The following is a 17263-nucleotide window of genomic DNA, read 5'->3' as shown; positions in this document are numbered from 1 at the left end:
CGACATTGTTCCACGAAGCGTGAGGTCGGTCCTTCAGGAGCGCCGGGGAGACCGGCGTTGGGGAGTCAGTCGACGGGGTTGTTGCGGCTGACGATCAGCGGGTCGGCCGGCGTGAAGGGGAAGGTCGGCAGATCGTCGATGTGGGTGTTGAACGAGGCGGCGAGAACCTCGCGGGAGTAGGCGCTGGCCGAGGCGCGATAGCCGATATCGGCCGGGAACGGCTGATCGAAGAAGATCAGGAAGTGCCATTCGTCTGTTCCGATGTTCTCGATGTGGTGCGGGTAGGCGCGCGGAATGAAGTACATGTCGCCTGTGGTGAGGTTCCAGGTGTCCAGCGAGCCGTCGGGGCTCATGATCGTCATGCGGGCGTCTCCGTGTTGCACGTAGCCCATCTCGGCGGTGACCGGGTGCCAGTGCGGTTCGCGCATGCCGTCGTCCGCGATGCGCAGTGAGTACATCGAGATGTTCTTCAGCGCAGGCCAGAACTGGTCACGGGCAAACCGCGCGTTGCCGTACGCGTAGGTCAGTCCGGCGGGCTGACCCTCGATGTCGAACTTGTGCGGATCGTTGAAGTAGGCAGACGCTGGAACATCTGGGTTGCCGACGCGGCCGGCCAGCTTGTGGTCGGTGGTGCTGCGACGGATCTTCGCCATGTCGGATGAGGGCAGGTCGTAGGTGTTGCCGAGGACGGCGTCGGTGAAGGCGCCCAACGTCGCACCGAACCCGAAGTCCTCCGGGCGTTCGCTGCGGAAGGCGATGATGAACTCGGCGACGTCGGCGCCGATGTTCTCGATGTGGTGAAGCGAGCCCGAGTCGATGTGGAACATCTGGCCGGCCTTGACGATGAAGCTGGAGAACTTGCTGCCGTCGTCGAGCACGGACACCAGCGCGGTGCCGGATACGCAGTAGGTGAGTTCGTTGGCGTTCGCATGCCAGTGCGGCGTGCGCATCGCGCCCGGATTGAGCAGCACCCGCTTGATCGACAGCCGGTTGAGGATCGGCAGGTTGTCGGCCGTGATGCGTCGCATCGAACCGAAGTCGTTCTCCTCGACGATCTCCCCGTCGAGGAGCGACATCGAATGGCTGGTGCGGGTGAGTGACGTGGACATCAGTTCGCCTCCTGATCGATAGCGGTGCGGTTGTTACGGTTCACTTTTCTCATCGGGAAAGCCAGTGTCGACGACGCTGGCTGCCATTGCGGGTGCTGGGACGCCCGACCCAGGTCTTCCGGCTACCTGCAATAGGGACCTCGGCGACGCTATGACAGGTAGTCCGGTCCGCCGACGTAGACCGTGTCGCCGTTGCGGTGGGGTTCATGGGTGGCGCGGACGATAGCGCAGGCGAACTCTTTAGCGCTCGGCAATCCGTCGCCCGCGTGGCGGCGCGCCGCAACGGCGTCGGGATCGCGCCGCTCGAAAAGGCGCACCATGGTGCTTCCCTCGATCATGTCGCCGGACACCACGACGAACGTGATGCCAGCCGCCTCGAATTCTTGGTGCATGCCGCGCAGCGCTTCCTCGCCTGCCTGCTTGCTGGTGGCGATGGGGAGGTAGTCGGCGGGAACCGGTTTGCGACCGTGAAAGTGTGCCAAATGGCTGGTGACGAAGACGATTCGACCGCCGGCGGCCATCAATGGCAGCGCCAAGCGAGCCAGCCGCACCTGCGCGTCGCGGTTGAGTCGCATCGGATAGTCCTCGTCGGCGCCTGGTTCCAATCCGCCGGATGCGTTGAGCACCAGCACATCCAGCCCACCGAACCGCTCAGCGATCTCAGCCAGCATTGCGGCAACGGCCTGCTCGTCGGATACGTCGGTTTGGATAGCACTGGCGTAGCCGCCAGCCGCCCGAACCGCGTCGACGACGGCGTCGGCGCGCTTGGCCTTCTCCCGGAAGTTCACCACCACGTGATGGTGTGGCCCGGCGAGCTGCGTGGCGACCTCGGCTCCGACACCGCGAGAGGCGCCGGTGACCAGGACGACCTTGCTCACGACCCGCGACGGGCCAACGCGTCGGTGAGGTCATAGTCGACCGACACTCCACCCCACGCTTCACCGGCGCCGTACGCCACCAGCGTCATCCGCCCGGTCGGCGGAATCGATTGCATGGCGACGCAGGCTCCCAGTGCCAGCGGAATCGATGCCGCCGACGTATTGCCGAACCCCTGTACGGAGTCGACGAATTCCACGTCGCCCAGGTCGACCTCGTCTCGAATCTTCTGCAGTATCCGCGAGTTGGCCTGGTGGCCGATGACAACCGTCGGCTCAATATCGTTGTCGTGCAGTCGATTCACGGTGTCGGTCATCATCCGCACCGCCCGGTCATACACAGCCATGCCGTCCAGCTGTATGCCGCCGCCGATCTCGCCCCGCATGAGATCGACACGGTCGCCGTCGCAGCCTGCGTGCCATCGGTGCTCGCGAAATTCCGGGCGCGACTCGATCAGCACTGCGCTGGCGCCGTCACCGAACAGGGGGCCGGTGTTTCGGTCGGTTTTGTCGATCAGCCGTGACATCGCTTCGATCGCGCACACGATCACCGCGCCCCCTGACGGGCAGAGCGACAGCCCGGAGATCACGCCGTACACGAAGCCGCTGCAGGCCGCGTTCAAGTCGAATGCCAGGACCTCGGTCGGCAGTCCCGATTGTTTTGCCACCCGCTGCGCGATACCGGGCACCTTCCCGCCGGTCGAGCAACTGACGACGATCAACGCGGTGATGTTGACGCGCTCGCGATGGCGTGCGACCAGCGGCGCGCATACCCGCGCACCGACACCTTCGAGCGGTTCGTCAGGGTCCATCCACCAGCGCGCACCGACTCCCGTGCGTCGCCGAATCCATTCGTCGGTCAGGCCGATCGAATCGAAATAGCTGTTGTCAATGTGCTCTCCAGGGGTCGCCGTGGCGATATCGACGATTCCCCCCGTCATGGCGAGCCGATCAGTTCTCGGAAGTAGGAACCGATTTCCAGCGGCGTCAGGCAGTCGGCGACTCGTTCCAGGTCGGCCTCGACGCCGAACTCCTTCTCGAGCGCCTGACTGAGGTCCACGACATCGAGGGAGTCCATGTCGAGGTCATAGATCTGCTTGTCGAAATCGGTGACATCCGCCGACGGAGTCCGCCGTCGAATGACCGAAAGCATCACCGAGTTCATTCGTTCGTCTGTGGACGCCATTGTGTTTGCCTTTCATCGTCTTTCGTCGAGCTTGTACAGGACGGCACCAGAGGTGGTGATCGTACGTGCGGCAGCAACGATCTCCACGATGGTGCCCGGCCTCTCGGCCAGCAGATCGACACTGCTCTTGTCGGTTTCCAGCACCGCGATCACATCGCCGCGTTCGACGCTTTCCCCGACCGACACCAGCCATTCGATGACAAGGGCTTCTGTCATTCCATGGCCGAACTCCGGCACCAGGATGTCGATGGGGTCGCTCAAGCGCACATCTCCTCGATCGCGCCGACAATCTCGGGTATGCCTATCAGATAATGCTTTTCATAGTCGGCGGGCGGGTAAATCCGGCGTGGCGCGCCCAGCCGCCGCATCGGGGCCTTCAAATGGTGGGAACCGTGTTCGGCCACCGTCGCAACGACCTCGGCCCCGACGCCGGCGAATCCGACCGCTTCGTGCACGACAAGCAGACGACCGGTCCTGGCGACCGACTCCAGCACGGTGTCGATGTCCATCGGGGCGACCCAGCGCAGATCAACGACCTCGACGTCGGCAGTGGACGCGACCCGGTCTGCCGCCGCGAGAACTTCCTCGACAATGGCGCCGAAGCAAACGACGGTGATATCGGACCCGCGTCGGACAATGCGTGCGCTCAGGGGGCTAGCCGGTTCAACGAGCTCACGCGGCTGCTGTCTTCGCTTCCAGTACAAGCGTTTCGGCTCGTAAAAGATGACCGGTGAGCCAAGCGACGCCGAGTGCTTCAGCATCGCGGCGGCGTCGGTGGGAGAGGATGGAAAGGCGACGTGCAGGCCCGGCGTGTGCGCGAAGTACGCCTCGTTCGATTCGCTGTGATGCTCGACGGCCCGGATGCCCCCGCCGACCGGCACCCGGATCACGAGGTTGAGCGCGAAGCCGTCGTTCCAGCGCGTCATCATCTTCGCTGCCTGTGTGATGATCTGGTTCATCGCCGGATAGATGAAGCCCTCGAACTGAATCTCGCAGACCGGCTTGAGTCCACTGAGCGACATGCCGATCGCCTGTCCCACGATGGAGGACTCCGCGAGGATCGCGTCGCGGACTCGGCCTTGCCCGAACCGTTCCTGTAGGCCCTTCGTCACCCGGAACACGCCCCCCAGTCGGCCGATGTCCTGACCGACGATCACGATGGAGTCGTCGGCGTCCATCAGTTCATGCAGCGCGCCGTTGAGCGATTCGGCCAGGCAACTCGGCTTGGTGTCGGTCACGGGGCGAAGGCTCTCAGTAGTTCCTGTCGAGCCTTGGCGACATCGGCGTCGACAGCGCCGAGCCATTCGTCGTCGACTACGCCTGCGGCAACCAGCCTCTCGCGGTACTTCACGACGGGATCGTTCGCGATCGCCGCGGCGAGTTCGCCGGGTTCGCGGTAGGTGGCATGAGGATCGGTAGTGGTGTGCCCCCCGATGCGGGTGGTCCGCAGCTCGATGAGGCCGGGCGATGCGGACGTCTCGACGTAACGCCTCGCTTCGAGACAACCCAGAAGGGTGCTGTCGGGATCGTCGGCTGACATCGACCAGGATCGAATTCCGAATCCGTTGGCGCGATCGGCAATCGACGTCAGCATTTGCTCATGGCTCGGCTTCGAGATCGCCCACCCGTTGTTCTGGCAGATGAACAGCACCCGAGCGGACTCGACGGCGGCCAAATTCAGCGCCTCAGACATGTCGCCTTCGCTGGTGGCGCCGTCGCCGACATAGACGACCACCGTTTCGGCGGTGTTCTGCAGCCCTTGTCCGATGGCGTATCCCACGGCGTGTAGAGCCTGTGCCGCCAGCACCAAGGTGTAGGGAAAGAACCGGTGCACGCGGGGATTCCAGCCGCAGAACGTGCGGCCGGCCCACTGCGCCGTTAACGAAACAGCGTCGATGCCGCGTACCACGGCGACTGCATGTTCCCGATAGCTGGGGAAGATGACCGCTTCATCGCCGATCGCCATCGCCGAACCGACCTGCGCCGCCTCCTGGCCCCGGCATGACAGCCAGAGGTCGAGCGCGCCGTGATTCTCCAGCAGCCCCGCCTCCTCGTCGATGCCACGGGCGATCAGCATGTGACGCAGCATCGCGCGCTGTGTTTCCGCGTCGACAGGCGTGCGGACATCGACAAGGCCTGGGCCTGGACCATCGTGCCCGGTGACCTCCACATAACTACGCTAATGCAAGGGAGGGGTTCTGCCGGTATTTACCTTCGTGATGCTGACTATCTGGCGACATGTTCGTCGCACTGCGGGTCGGCTACCGGTTCGTCCGGCCGATGTGTGGCCAGCACGCAGCCGGCAAGGATCAACACCAGAGCAGCCACGTTCCACGCGGTGAGCGGCTCGTTCAGCACGACCACCCCGGCCAGCAGTGCGACCGCGGGGTTCACGTATGTGAAGACCAGGGCGCGTGCGGCACCGACCTCACGGATGAGGGCGAAGAAAACGATGAATGCGAGGGCGGTGCAGATCACCGCCAATCCGCCAAGCGCCAATAAGACTCGCGTTGAAGGCATCTCGGTCGGCCAGGTGGCCGCGGCAGGGGCGGCGTACACCAAGGCGGCGAATCCCAGACACGTAGCCGTCATCGGCAGCGCGGGCACGTCGGCGAGATGCCGCGCGGCGATCAGCGGCGCGATCGCGTAGCAGGTGGCCACCATGAGCACCTCGATGACCGGCCAGGCGGTTGCGCCGGTGAGGTGCGGGCCGGCGAGCACCGCCACGCCCGCCAGGCCGATGCCAAGCCCCGATACCCGCCGGAATCCGAGCCGCTGATCACCGCCGGTGAAGCGATCGAGGATCGCCGCGATGATGGGCGAGGCGGCGATCAGCAGGCCGGTCATCGAACTCGTCAGATGGCGTTCGGCATCTGAGAGCAGAAACCAGGCGGCGATGATCTCGAAGAATGAGAAGCCGAGCAGCGCCTTCCAGTGTTGGCGAACCATCGTCGGAATGCCGCTCGACAGCGCGAGCGGCAGCAGCACCGCCGCACCGACGGCCGTCCTCGCGAAAACCAGGACGGGAACCGACACACCTTCGACGGCGACCTTGATCATCAGATAGGGAATGCCCCAGATGATGCTCATCGCGACGAACAACAGCCAACCGCGCGAGCTCACCTTGACCACATTACGAGGCGGCTCCGACGGGCGATTGCGGGGCGGCTCCGACGGACGTCGAGACTGCTGGTCGGTGCTACCGCGCTACTGACCTACCGCGTCGGACGGGTCAGCGCGGCGTACCGGCCGATGTGGTGATCGGTGGTGCCGTACTCGTACTGCATCGCCGTCAGTCGCTTGAAGTAGTGGCCGATCGCCAGTTCCTCGGTCATGCCCATACCGCCGTGCAACTGCACGGCCTGCTGGCCTATGAAGCGAGCCGCACGGCCCACAGTCGCCTTGGCGGCCGACACCGACCGCGCCCGCGCGCCAGCGTCATCGGTGAGGTGCAACACGGCGAGCAGGACGGCGGCGCTGGCCTGTTCCAACTCGATGTACATATCGACCATCCGGTGCTGCAACACCTGGAAACTGCCGATCGGTACGCCGAACTGCTGGCGTTGTTTGCAGTACTCGACGGTGTCCGCCAACACCTTGCGCATGCACCCGACGGCTTCCGAACAGATCGCGGTGGCACCTTCGTCGCGCGCCTGCTCCAGTGACGGCCATGCCTGCCCGTCCTCCCCGAGCAGCGCTCCGGCGGGTAGCCGCAGACCGTCGACGACCAGGTCGGCGGCGCGGCGATCGTCGATCGTCCGATAGCCGGTCAGCGAAAGACCACTTTCCACCGACTCGAGATCGACGACGAAAAGGGACAGGCCCGCCGAGGTTTTCGCGGTGATCAACAGATGGGTGGCCAGTGGAGCGGTCACCGCTACGGCCTTGCTTCCGTGGAGTATCCAGCCGTCGCCCTCGCGCTGCGCGGTGGTGGCGACCTCTTGCCAGCGCTCGCCGGATTCGGACTCGGCTGCGGCCAGCGCGACGATCGCAGTACCCGCAACGACCTTCTCCAGCAGCGACGAGGCGTGCTCGCCGCCCGCCCGCTCCAGAAGCCCACCGGCCACCACTACGGCGTCGACGTACGGTTCGACAACGAGCGCATGACCGAGCGCTTCGGTGATGACCATGAGTTCGACTGGGCCGCCGCCGATTCCGCCCATATCCTCACCGAAGGTGGCGCCGAGTATTCCGAGTTCATCGGCGAACGCCCGCCAGATGTCTGGCTGCCAGCCGGCCCCGGTCTTGGCCGCGGCCCGGCTCTTCTCGAGGTCGTAACGGGTGGACAGGAACTTCGTGAGGCCGTCACGGAGAAGCTGTTGTTCCTTGCTCAGGTTGAAGTCCATCTAGAGCCCCAATCCTGCCTTGGCGAGGATGTTTCGCTGAATCTCGTTGCTACCGGCGTAAATCGAGCCGGCGCGATCGTTGAAGTAGCGCAGCGGCGCGACCGCCTGCCACGGCTCACCGCTGACGTACCCGTCCGGCGGCGGTTCGAACTCGGCGACGGGTCCGCCGGGGCGGGTCGCGTGCGGTTGATATGCACGTCCGCGCGGTCCAGCCGCCTCCATGGCCATCTCGGTCAGCGTCTGGCTGAGTTCGGTGGCCACCACCTTGAGCATCGACGACGCCGTGCCGGGGTTCTTGCCCTCGGACACCGCCGCGAGCACGCGGTACTCGAGGATCTCGAGCACCTCCGTGCGTATCCGCGCATCGGCCAGTTTTCGCGCAAACGCCGGATCGTCGATCAGGCGGCCGCCGTCGGGGCCGGGCATGTCGGCGGCCGCCGTCGAGATCTCTTCGGCCATCACCTGCAGCGCGGGTGAGGACGCACCGCCGCCGCGTTCGAACTCCAGCAGATACTTGGCGACCGTCCAGCCGTCATCGATCGTGCCGAGGACATTGGTCTTCGGTACCCGAACGTCGTCGAAGAAGACCTGGTTCTGCACTTCTTCGCCCGAGGTCATCACCAACGGGCGGATCTGGATACCCGGCGAGCACATGTCGATCAGGACGAATGTGATGCCCTGCTGCTTCTTCCCACCGCGTGATGTTCGCACCAGGCCGAACATCCAGTTGGCCTCGCGGGCGTGCGTCGTCCAGATCTTGCTTCCGGTGCACACCAGGTCGTCACCGTCGTCGACTGCCGACATCGACAGCGATGCCAGGTCCGATCCGGCCTCGGGTTCGGAGTACCCCTGACAGAAGAACACCTCGCCGGTCAGAATCCGGGGCAGGAAGAAGTCCTTCTGCGCGTCGGTGCCGAAGGCGATGATCGCGTGCGCCACCATGCGAATTCCCATGGGGGACAGGGAGGGTGCGCCCGCAAGTGTCGATTCCCTGCTGAAGATGTAGTGCTGGGTCAGGCTCCAGTCGCAGCCGCCGTGTTCGACTGGCCATGCCGGCGCGGCCCAGCCGCGTTCGTGCAGGATCGCCTGCCATTCCATGCTCGCGTCGTGGTCGGCATAGACGCTTGTCATGAGCCGGCCCGCCGTGCGCAGCTCCGGTGTCAGCTTCTCGTCGAGGAAGCTGCGCACCTCGTCGCGAAAGGCGGAGTCGGCCGCCGACCACTTCAGGTCCATGGGTTCCCCTCTGCTAGGTAGCTACATAGTAAACCTAGTTACTCAACTGGAGTCCAAAGGCCGGGGGGCGGCGATCGACTGGGGCTCGACAGCGGCGGCGCCACCGCATCGGTGAGCCAACCGCTCCGCGCGGCGCATGCCTTTCCTGTCGCGGGCTTCGCGCGAGCGGATTTGCTCGCAGAGCAAATTGATGACCCATCCGCCGCCCCTGTTGTTGCCCAACTCGCATAAGCAATTCATTGCACGAGCAATTACCCATTGGGAATGGCCTTTTGTCATAATTGTGCAGTGCTGGCAATTGATTGATGAATTGCTAAGTAGTGACCGAGGAGGCGGGCATTGTTTGCACGATCTGAGGCTTGCGGGACTCGCGGGCACGGTGCGGCTGGGCTACCGGCGCGGTAGCGCCGGTCAGCGCACTGGCGCTGCGGAGAACTGCAGCGGTATCCGCCGCTGGGCAAGTAGCGCTTCCATCGCATCGCCGGCAACGGGGCGTGACAGCAGGAAGCCCTGAGCCCGGTGGCAGCCGTGCCGCAGCAGGGTGAGCGCGGCCTCCTCGGTCTCGACACCCTCGGCGACCAGTTCCAGGCCGAATGACTCGGCCAGCGCGATGACGGCGCGCACGATCGCGAGATCGCCGGGGTTCGTCCCCAGCTCGCGCACGAAGCTCTTGTCGATCTTTAGCGTGTCTACCGGTAGCGACTTCAGATGTGACAGCACGCTGTAGCCGGTGCCGAAGTCGTCGATGGCGATCTGCACGCCGACCTCTTTGAGACCCGCGAGCGTGATCCGGGTGGTTTCGATGTCCTGCACGACCACGCTTTCCGTGATCTCCAGACATACGGAGCCGCCGTCGAGACCGAACTCGTCGATGATGCTCGCGACCGTCTCGACGAAGCCCTCCGTCACCAACTGCACCGGTGAGACGTTGAGCCGGAGCACGGCGTCGATGCCGATTCCCTTCGACCGCCACTTGCGGAACTCCGCACAGCCGGCGCGCATCACCCAGCGGCCGAGCTCACCGGCGAAGTTGATGGATTCGGCTACCCCGATGAACGCGTTGGGGGAGAGCAGGCCGCGTGTCGGGTGCTGCCAGCGCACCAGGGCCTCGAACGCGAGGATCTCGCCGGTGCGCATGTCGACTTCCGGTAGATAGTGCAGGACAAGCGCGCCGTTTTCGATTGCGCTCGCAAGATGCAGCTCGATGTCGTTGCGGAACTCGCCCTTGAGCGACATGTCGTCGGAGAACACCGCGATCTTGTTGCCGCCTCCGCTCTTGGCGGCGAGAAGCGCCTGGTCGGCGCGGCGCAGCAGATCCGACGTGGAGTCGCGGCCTGGGACGCCGAGCGCGACGCCGATGCTGACCGTGCGGGTCAGCATTTCGCCGTCGATGGACACCCGCTCACGGAGCGTCGCCTGCAGCTCAGCGGCGAGGGTCTCGGCTTCGGCAGCGCTCATCGGCGCCATCGGGACGACGACGAACTCGTCACCGCCGAGGCGGGCGATCAGGTTGGGGCCTTCCGCGCCTTCCCGCAGGCGTTTGGAGAAGACCCGGATGAACCAGTCGCCTGCCGTATGGCCCAGGTAGTCGTTGATGGCCTTGAGCCGGTCCAGGTCGAGGAACAGGGCCAAGACCGGGCCCGGTTGTCCCGCAGCCAATCGCTGGTCGAGGTGAGCGATCAGGGCGCGACGGTTGTTGAGCCCCGTCAGGTCGTCGTGTTCGGCCAGGAAGCGCAGCTGGTCCTCGGCGACGATGCGGGCCTGTAGCTGCGAGAACAGCGATGCGATCGCCTTGAGGGCGTTCAGCTCCGCGGGTGTCCATTCGCGGTCGCCGATCTTGACGAATCCAAGGCAGCCGGTCGTGACCTCGCCGGACAGCATGGGTACCACTGCCATCGACGTCTGGGGGATGTTGCTGGCTTCTTCGATGGTCTTCTGATAGTCATCGGTCGCGGGTTCCGGGCGGAAGACGAGGATTTCTTTTGCGGTCTCGGCGGCGGCGAAGACGGGGTCGGCATCGGCGAAGTACACCAGGCCAATGGGATCGGGGTCAGGGATATCGGGCCGGGCCGGCCACTCTGCGATCAGCTTGGTTGCGCGGATGTCGTGGTCATTGTGCCGAAGGAAGCTGAAGTCAACCCCGAAATGGCCGACGAGGTCAGCAAGCACGCGCTGACTCACGGCGGCAGAGGTAGCCGCGCTCACCGCCATCAGTTCGGTTGCGACGGCGGTGACAACTTCGTCGAGGGTACGAGCCACGTTTGCTCCGGTGTCGATTGCTATGCCAAGAGACTACTGGCAACAACGGCCCGACGCTGGCTCCTGACCGACGTGGCGGGCGCGTCGGCGAATCTGAGCACGAGCGCAACTGATTCGTCGGGCTCAATAGCTGAGAGTTCGCGGAAACCGCTTCGCAACCGCGCGAGCGCGGACGCGCGCTTCGGTGAAAGCTCCTCCAGATCCGCGTCGTTGTGCGCGTAAAGGAACACCGGCGAGATGGGCTGCACCGCGAGACCGTGCTGCTGGGCGACGATCCAGACCGCTTCCACGGCAGAACCGGCGCGCACGTAGTCGGTAAGCGCCTGACCGGCCATCGACACCACGGCGAGACAGGAACTGGTCATCACGCGCTCCCTTGTGTCGGAGCCAAGCGCTGCGCCAAGGTTCCATTCATCGAGGTAGGCCATCACGTCGGGGCGGCGCAAAACGTCCAGCTTGACCATGTCGGCCGGGATCAGCTCCAGGCTGACGACGTCGATTCCGGAGTCCTGGGACGGATCCCCGGGGAAACGGACCTCGGAGATCATCTCGGTGTGGAGCCGGTGTGTCAGGTACCGGATGCGATCGCTTTCGGCCAGGATGTCCGCCGCTGCGGCGATGTCGGTCGGTGCGGTCAGCAGGCGCAGTCGCGCGCCTTCGCGGTGGGCCACGGCATGGAGACGTTCGACGACATCGTCGGGTGGCGACACCTGCTTGCCGTGGTGGCGGTTGGTCTCTCGGGCGAGCATCGGTTCGTAGAGCGCGGCGAGGTCGGGGTCGGATTCGCCGGCCAGGTGTAGAACTGCCCGCACGGGACAAGAATCGTCGCCGGACTCCATGCGTACCGGTCCGAGGATGCTGTCGGCTGCGGCCGCGACCCGGGCGTTGAAGGCCGCGGCTCCCACCGCGACAGCGCTGGCGCGAAAGCCGACGTCCATCGTTGAGGAGTACTCGGGGGCGAGCGCAATGGTGACCGTGTTGTCGCGCGTCGATATGTGCCAGGGCTGGACGTTCCCGCCCGACGGTGCGCGAACTGCGGCGGCCACCACCCGCTCGACGGCGTGTGTCGGTGCAAACTCGCTGTGCTGCGCAGAGTCGTGTGTGGGATTCGATGCCGCGGTGTCGTGGATCTCGTCGAGGTCGCGCGCGACATCGATGCGCACCCTGCCGGATGCCAATTCTTCGCCGAGGCCGATTCGCCTGACCGCTTCGGCCACCAGCGCCGCGCTATTGGCGACCTCGGCGACCACTTGGGGCCATGTGGCCAAGGTGGTTCCGACCTCGACAAGAGATGCGGCCATCCGTGGCGACAGCGCGGCGCCGTCCATCATGCGAAGGGCGTAGGGAACCTTGTCCTCACTGGGCAACCCGGCAAGCTCTGCGAACTCCACGTCGCCAAGGAGGCCGTGCAGGACCTGCCGTTGTGGGTCCAGATCGAACCGTTCGACGTCGAGGGTGCCGCGGTCACCGGTGGCCATCAGGACCGGGATGTGTCGTGCACGCGCCGCCTGGCGGATGAGGACCTTGGTGTCGAGCGAGTCGCACTCCTCCACCAGAATGTCGAGACCGTCGAGGAAGCCGTCGACCGATTCGGGGGTGATGCCCTGGTCGAACACCTCAACCGGTAGGTAGGGATCGAGCTCGGCTATCCGCCTGGCGGCCAGTTGTGCCTTGTTGGATCCCAGGTCGAACACGGTGGCGGGCACGCGATTGAGGTTGGACAACTCCAGCTCATCGAAGTCAGCCAGCCGCAGCTGACCGCACAACCCCTCCTGCGCCAGGATGTGGGCGATGGCATGGCCGACGCTGAGCCCGACGACGCCCACCCGGAGTCGACCAAGCCGCGCCTGTTCTTCGGCGGTGATCAGATTGCGGTTGCGATTGAGCCGTACGGCGCGAAACGCCCGTGGTCCCAGAACGCTCGCGACGGTTCGCCGCCATGGGTAGTAGGCCCAGCGCTTGGGTTCGGCAACGACTTCTTGGTCGGGCGGTGGGCGCAGCCGGTTCAGCTCAGCGTGCTGCTCGTCCCACGTGTCGATGAATTCGATTCTGGGGTCTGCCCTCAACTGCGAAAGCAGTCGATCATTTTGCGGTTGCCCCTCATCTAGGAGCGTTGCACTGCAATGATCCTCACCAAAACCTTGGTTCACAGGCCGGTTCCGAGTGCCCGAGCACCCACATGGTCGAGCTGACCTGCGACGACGGCCAATTCGTTGAAGATCTTCGAAACCTGCTCAGCGTCGGCGTTGTTGGCGAAGGTGCTGCGATCCCACCACATCATCTTCGTACGGTATCGGTCGTCGGGATACGGCGTCGCGGGAACCTTCGCCACGACACCGCCCGACGTGCGCCATCTGTTCAGGACATGTGAGCCGGCTGTGGCCACCACGAACTGCGCGTCGAGCAGCGCCATGGTGGTGAACGGCGATCGTGCCAGCGTGTTGCTGATGCCTCGACTCCGGTTCGGATCATCGGACATCCAGGCGGTTTTCATCTCCACCACGCCGAAGGGCAGTCGGTCGGACAGCATCTTGTGTACCGTGTCGAGGCCCGGCTGGCCTGCCCATTCGACGATGGCATGCGATTCCTCTGGCGACTCCAGCGGACCCTTGGCGCGGATTCCGGCCATGATCGCCCCGGCATCGTTCACCACGACGTGGAACAGCTGAGTATTGGCTTCGTCGGTGAGCGAGCCCATGTCCAGCGCGTGTTCGATCCCGTGCCTGTGGTAGCTGCGCGCTGCGCCGTCGACGAAATCCGCCCATAGGGCGGGGTCGGCAGCAGGCGTCGACACGACTACCGTGCAGCTTGTGTCGGAATCGAACCAACTGATTCCAGCGTCGAGCGGAGAGGCAAAAACCTGACGGTCGATGCTCAGCTGAGAAACGGTCATTTTCGTCCCATCCTTCGGGCAGCGGCGATCAAGATTCATCGATTAATCGCGGTCACCGGTGAGGCATTCACATGCGGTTTATATGAATACCCAGGTATCGAGTATTGCCCCTACAACGGCCGTTATTCCAGCTAGCGAGCCGAACTTGTCCGGCAAAGATTCCCTTGGTCAGCTATGTTGTTTGCGAGCCATGGGAATCGAAATTGCTGGGCTACTAGCACGCGCGTTAATAAGTCCAGATAAATGTATATCCTGAATCCAGGCGGCGAACGAACCTACGAAACTGACGTCGGCGCTTTACGTTGCCGTAAACCTAGGCCGCGGTAATCGCCGGTTGCCTCGGTTGCGTGGCAGCGAGCGTTGTCTCATCGGTCGAGCCGCCTTCGGGTGGCTTTTCCGTCGCAGTCGGCAGCCCGCCGATCGCCGCAATGAGACTCTGAACGCGGATCGACCTAACGAGGGAGGGCTAAGGGGATGTCCACGACCAAGGATGTCGGCCGGCTCCTTCTGCGGTGCGCGGACCGTCCCGGCTTGGTTGCGGCGGTAAGCAGCTTTTTGGCTCAGTCCGGCGCCAATATCGTTTCGCTGGACCAGCATGCAACCGAACAGTCCGGCGGTACCTTCATGCAGCGCACTATCTTCCACCTGCCGGGGCTGACAGCTGCCCGCGACGCGCTGGAAAGCGCCTTCGTCGAGCAGGTTGCCAAGCCCTTCGAAATGGAATTCCGGCTGACCGAGGCGGCCAAGCCAAAGCGTGTCGTGATTCTGGCGTCCAAAGAGGATCACTGCCTTTTGGACCTGCTGTGGCGCAACCGTCGCGGGGAGCTGGACATGTCGGTGTCGATGGTGATCTCCAACCACCCCGACCTCGCCGACCAGGTTCGGCCCTTCGGGGTGCCTTTCCTTCATGTCGCCGCGACGAAAGACAACCGCGCAGAAGCCGAACAGCGCCTGCTCGATCTGGTTCGCGGCAACGCCGACCTGGTTGTTCTCGCGCGCTACATGCAGATCCTCACCCAGGACTTCCTGTCGCACGTCGGCTGCCCGTTGATCAACATCCACCACTCGTTCCTGCCTGCGTTCATCGGGGCGGCGCCGTACCGGCGCGCCAAGGAGCGCGGCGTGAAGCTGGTGGGGGCGACCGCACACTATGTCACCGAGGAACTCGACGACGGACCGATCATCGAGCAGGACGTGGTACGGGTCGACCACCGGCACTCCGTCGCTGACCTGACACGTCTAGGTGCCGACGTCGAGCGCGTAGTCCTGTCGAGGGCGGTGCTCTGGCATTGTCAGGACCGAATCATCCGGTACGGCAACCAGACTGTGGTGTTCTAGCGCGTCGGTTCAGTACTGCGTCGAGCCCTGGTCAATCGAAATCGCCTGTGCGGTAACGAGCTTCGATTCATCACTGGCCAACCAGCAGACGGCGTCGGCGATGTCTTCCGGTTGGGCGACCCAGGTCGGCAGAAACGGCGTCAGTACGTTCATGAGGCCGTGCAGGCCGTCGGCGTCGGCGGCCTTGCCCATGGCTTCGACCATTTCAGCAGAGCCCATCGGGGTGACGACGGGACCCGGATGGACGCTGTTGACGCGAACCGAATGCTTGCCGAGTTCGGCGGCGAATGCGCGGGCCATCCCGGTGACCGCATGCTTGCTGGCGGTGTAGTGAATCATGAACGGCTGCATCTTGACTCCGGCGGCGGAGCTGATCAGGATGATCGACCCGCCGCGGCCGCCGTCGATGATCTTCTGCGCACCGGCCATGACCGTGTTCCATGTGCCGGTGACATTGACGTCCATCACGTCCCGAAACTCCCCGGGCGTGATTGCGTTCCAAGCTCGAGGCGACGAGATGCCGGCATTCGCGACGATGATGTCGAGCCGTCCCAGTTCCGCGACAGCGTGGTCGACGGCCTTGCTCAGCCCGTCATGGTCGCGGGTGTCGACGACAGCGGTGATGACCCGCCGACCGGTCTCCTCGACGAGCCGCGCCGTCTCCTCCAGATCCTCTGGCGTTGCCGGCTCGTAGGGGACGAATGCAGGCAGCTCGCCCGCCACGTCGACGGCGATGATGTCGGCGCCCTCTTTTGCCATCCGGACGGCATGGGCGCGGCCCTGGCCGCGGGCGGCCCCGGTGATGAATGCCACCCTGTCCATCAGCCTCGTCATGCCTGTGCCGCCTTCACCAGATTGCCTCCGATGATCAGCCGCTGGATCTCGCTGGTGCCCTCGTACAACCGCAGCAGCCGGACATCGCGATAGATCCTCTCCACCGGAACCTCGCGCATGTAGCCGCTGCCGCCGTGCACCTGGACCGCGAGATCGGCCACGTTGCCTGCCATCTCGGTGCAGAACAGCTTCGCCGCCGACGGTGCGATCCTGCGGTCCTCGCCGGAGAGCCAGCGCTGCGCGGTGTCACGGACGAGCGCGCGCCCGGCCAGCACGCCGGTCTGCTGATCGGCAAGCATGGCCTGCACCAGCTGAAAGCTGCCGATCGGTTTGCCGCCCTGGGTTGCGGTCGCGGCATAGCCGACGGATTCGTCGAGGGCTCGTTGGGCAATGCCAACGGCCAGCGCGGCGATGTGAACTCGGCCACGCGCAAGCGAGGTCATCGCCGCCCGGTAGCCGATGTCCTCGCTGCCGCCGATCAGCGCGCCCGCAGGCACCCGGACGTCGGTGAAGCTGACGTCCGACGTCCACGCACCCTCCTGGCCCATCTTGTCGTCCTTCACACCGACCTGGACCCCCGCCGCGTCGGCGGGCACAAGGAAGACCGCGATGCCGGCGCCGTTGTCGTCGGCGGGGCGGCTGCGCGCAAAGACGACGAAGAGATCGGCGATGGGGGCATTTGTGATGAATCGCTTGTCCCCGTTGATAATCCAGTCCGCGTCCTCCCGCGAGCCATCGCGAACCGCCTTCGTGCGCAGACCCGATGGGTTCGATCCGGCGCCGGGCTCTGTCAGGGCGAACGAGGCGACTTCACCGGTGGCCAACCGCTCGAGCCACTGCGTCTTCTGTTCGTCGGTGCCGAACCCGACGAGCACCTGACCCGCGATGCCGTTGTTCGTGCCGAACATCGACCGCAGGGCCAGCGAGGTGTAGCCCAGCTCCATCGCCATCTCGACATCCTGGGCCAGGTTCAGGCCGAGACCACCGAACTCCTGGGGGATCGCATAGCCGAACAGTCCCATCTTCGCGGCCTGCTCGCGCAGGTCATCGGGGACCCGGTCGTTGGCAAGGATCTCCTGTTCGCGCGGCACGACTGCACTGCGAACGAAATGACGGGTCTGGGCCAGGATTTCCCGGAAATCCTCGTCGCTGACTTCAGCGGTGGTCATGACAGAGCTGCTCCTGTTCGG

16 protein-coding genes are annotated in these 17263 nt (G+C 64.7%); 1 reads left to right on the top strand and 15 read right to left on the bottom strand.

The window, feature by feature from the left end; translation table 11 throughout:
- Nucleotides 1–65: 65 nt before the first annotated feature.
- From D6M19_RS05105 to D6M19_RS05045, 13 genes are all read right to left on the bottom strand, one after another.
- Nucleotides 66–1109 (bottom strand): cupin domain-containing protein, encoded by a 1044-nt coding sequence (locus D6M19_RS05105; RefSeq protein WP_123024060.1) that lies wholly within the window; start codon nt 1107–1109, stop codon nt 66–68.
- A gap of 149 nt (nt 1110–1258) precedes the next feature.
- Nucleotides 1259–1987 (bottom strand): SDR family oxidoreductase, encoded by a 729-nt coding sequence (locus tag D6M19_RS05100; RefSeq protein WP_234834698.1) that lies wholly within the window; start codon nt 1985–1987, stop codon nt 1259–1261.
- Complete coding sequence (locus D6M19_RS05095; protein ID WP_123024059.1) at nt 1984–2925, bottom strand: 3-oxoacyl-[acyl-carrier-protein] synthase III C-terminal domain-containing protein; 942 nt, start codon at nt 2923–2925, stop codon at nt 1984–1986. Before D6M19_RS05095 ends, D6M19_RS05100 begins: the two co-directional genes overlap by 4 nt.
- On the bottom strand, nt 2922–3170 hold the full coding sequence (locus D6M19_RS05090) for an acyl carrier protein (protein ID WP_123024058.1): 249 nt from the start codon (nt 3168–3170) through the stop codon (nt 2922–2924). The genes D6M19_RS05095 and D6M19_RS05090 overlap by 4 nt, the downstream gene beginning before the upstream one ends.
- 12 nt (nt 3171–3182) lie before the next feature.
- The gene (locus tag D6M19_RS05085; RefSeq protein ID WP_206428445.1) at nt 3183–3431 is read right to left on the bottom strand and encodes a lipoyl domain-containing protein; all 249 of its coding nucleotides are present in this window, start codon (nt 3429–3431) and stop codon (nt 3183–3185) included.
- Nucleotides 3428–4408, bottom strand: coding sequence for an alpha-ketoacid dehydrogenase subunit beta (locus D6M19_RS05080; protein WP_268812300.1), 981 nt, complete (start codon nt 4406–4408; stop codon nt 3428–3430). The genes D6M19_RS05085 and D6M19_RS05080 overlap by 4 nt, the downstream gene beginning before the upstream one ends.
- Complete coding sequence (locus tag D6M19_RS05075; protein ID WP_206428444.1) at nt 4405–5340, bottom strand: thiamine pyrophosphate-dependent dehydrogenase E1 component subunit alpha; 936 nt, start codon at nt 5338–5340, stop codon at nt 4405–4407. Before D6M19_RS05075 ends, D6M19_RS05080 begins: the two co-directional genes overlap by 4 nt.
- A 56-nt stretch (nt 5341–5396) precedes the next feature.
- A complete protein-coding gene (locus tag D6M19_RS05070) occupies nt 5397–6293 on the bottom strand; it encodes a DMT family transporter (RefSeq protein WP_164478325.1) in 897 nt (298 codons plus the stop codon).
- 92 nt (nt 6294–6385) lie between these two features.
- Nucleotides 6386–7516, bottom strand: a complete 1131-nt coding sequence (locus tag D6M19_RS05065; protein WP_123024056.1) for an acyl-CoA dehydrogenase family protein — start codon at nt 7514–7516, stop codon at nt 6386–6388.
- Nucleotides 7517–8749 (bottom strand): acyl-CoA dehydrogenase family protein, encoded by a 1233-nt coding sequence (locus D6M19_RS05060; RefSeq protein ID WP_123024055.1) that lies wholly within the window; start codon nt 8747–8749, stop codon nt 7517–7519.
- A gap of 411 nt (nt 8750–9160) precedes the next feature.
- A complete protein-coding gene (locus D6M19_RS05055; RefSeq protein ID WP_327389779.1) occupies nt 9161–10960 on the bottom strand; it encodes a bifunctional diguanylate cyclase/phosphodiesterase in 1800 nt (599 codons plus the stop codon).
- A 68-nt stretch (nt 10961–11028) separates the two neighbouring features.
- Entirely contained in the window at nt 11029–13158 is a 2130-nt protein-coding gene (locus tag D6M19_RS05050; RefSeq protein WP_123024053.1) for an Rv1355c family protein, read from the bottom strand.
- Nucleotides 13155–13901 carry a hypothetical protein gene (locus tag D6M19_RS05045; RefSeq protein ID WP_234834696.1) on the bottom strand — a complete coding sequence of 249 codons (747 nt, stop codon included), beginning with the start codon at nt 13899–13901 and terminating at the stop codon, nt 13155–13157. Before D6M19_RS05045 ends, D6M19_RS05050 begins: the two co-directional genes overlap by 4 nt.
- Nucleotides 13902–14375: 474 nt before the next feature.
- On the opposite strand from D6M19_RS05045, the gene purU reads away from it, so the two are divergent.
- Nucleotides 14376–15239, top strand: coding sequence for a formyltetrahydrofolate deformylase (gene purU / locus D6M19_RS05040; protein WP_123024052.1), 864 nt, complete (start codon nt 14376–14378; stop codon nt 15237–15239).
- 9 nt (nt 15240–15248) lie between these two features.
- Here the strand turns inward: purU and D6M19_RS05035 are convergent, their stop codons facing one another.
- Nucleotides 15249–16073 (bottom strand): mycofactocin-coupled SDR family oxidoreductase, encoded by an 825-nt coding sequence (locus tag D6M19_RS05035; protein ID WP_123024051.1) that lies wholly within the window; start codon nt 16071–16073, stop codon nt 15249–15251.
- Nucleotides 16070–17242, bottom strand: a complete 1173-nt coding sequence (locus D6M19_RS05030) for an acyl-CoA dehydrogenase family protein (protein WP_123024050.1) — start codon at nt 17240–17242, stop codon at nt 16070–16072. The genes D6M19_RS05035 and D6M19_RS05030 overlap by 4 nt, the downstream gene beginning before the upstream one ends.
- Nucleotides 17243–17263 lie beyond the last annotated feature (21 nt).

This window comes from Mycolicibacterium stellerae, assembly GCF_003719305.1.
GTDB lineage: Bacteria > Actinomycetota > Actinomycetes > Mycobacteriales > Mycobacteriaceae > Mycobacterium > Mycobacterium stellerae.
Note: the sequence above shows the minus strand (reverse complement) of the source record. Positions and strands in the feature narration are given on the sequence as shown.

Excerpts from the sequence above, each read along its gene's own strand:
- D6M19_RS05055 (WP_327389779.1), bottom strand. The coding sequence starts at position 10,960 with ATGGCGGTGAGCGCGGCTACCTCTGCCGCCGTGAGTCAGCGCGTGCTT.
- D6M19_RS05090 (WP_123024058.1), bottom strand. The coding sequence starts at position 3,170 with ATGGCGTCCACAGACGAACGAATGAACTCGGTGATGCTTTCGGTCATT.
- D6M19_RS05035 (WP_123024051.1), bottom strand. The coding sequence starts at position 16,073 with ATGACGAGGCTGATGGACAGGGTGGCATTCATCACCGGGGCCGCCCGC.
- D6M19_RS05060 (WP_123024055.1), bottom strand. The coding sequence starts at position 8,749 with ATGGACCTGAAGTGGTCGGCGGCCGACTCCGCCTTTCGCGACGAGGTG.
- D6M19_RS05105 (WP_123024060.1), bottom strand. The coding sequence starts at position 1,109 with ATGTCCACGTCACTCACCCGCACCAGCCATTCGATGTCGCTCCTCGAC.
- purU (WP_123024052.1), top strand. The coding sequence starts at position 14,376 with ATGTCCACGACCAAGGATGTCGGCCGGCTCCTTCTGCGGTGCGCGGAC.
- D6M19_RS05045 (WP_234834696.1), bottom strand. The coding sequence starts at position 13,901 with ATGACCGTTTCTCAGCTGAGCATCGACCGTCAGGTTTTTGCCTCTCCG.
- D6M19_RS05030 (WP_123024050.1), bottom strand. The coding sequence starts at position 17,242 with ATGACCACCGCTGAAGTCAGCGACGAGGATTTCCGGGAAATCCTGGCC.
- D6M19_RS05095 (WP_123024059.1), bottom strand. The coding sequence starts at position 2,925 with ATGACGGGGGGAATCGTCGATATCGCCACGGCGACCCCTGGAGAGCAC.
- D6M19_RS05065 (WP_123024056.1), bottom strand. The coding sequence starts at position 7,516 with ATGGACTTCAACCTGAGCAAGGAACAACAGCTTCTCCGTGACGGCCTC.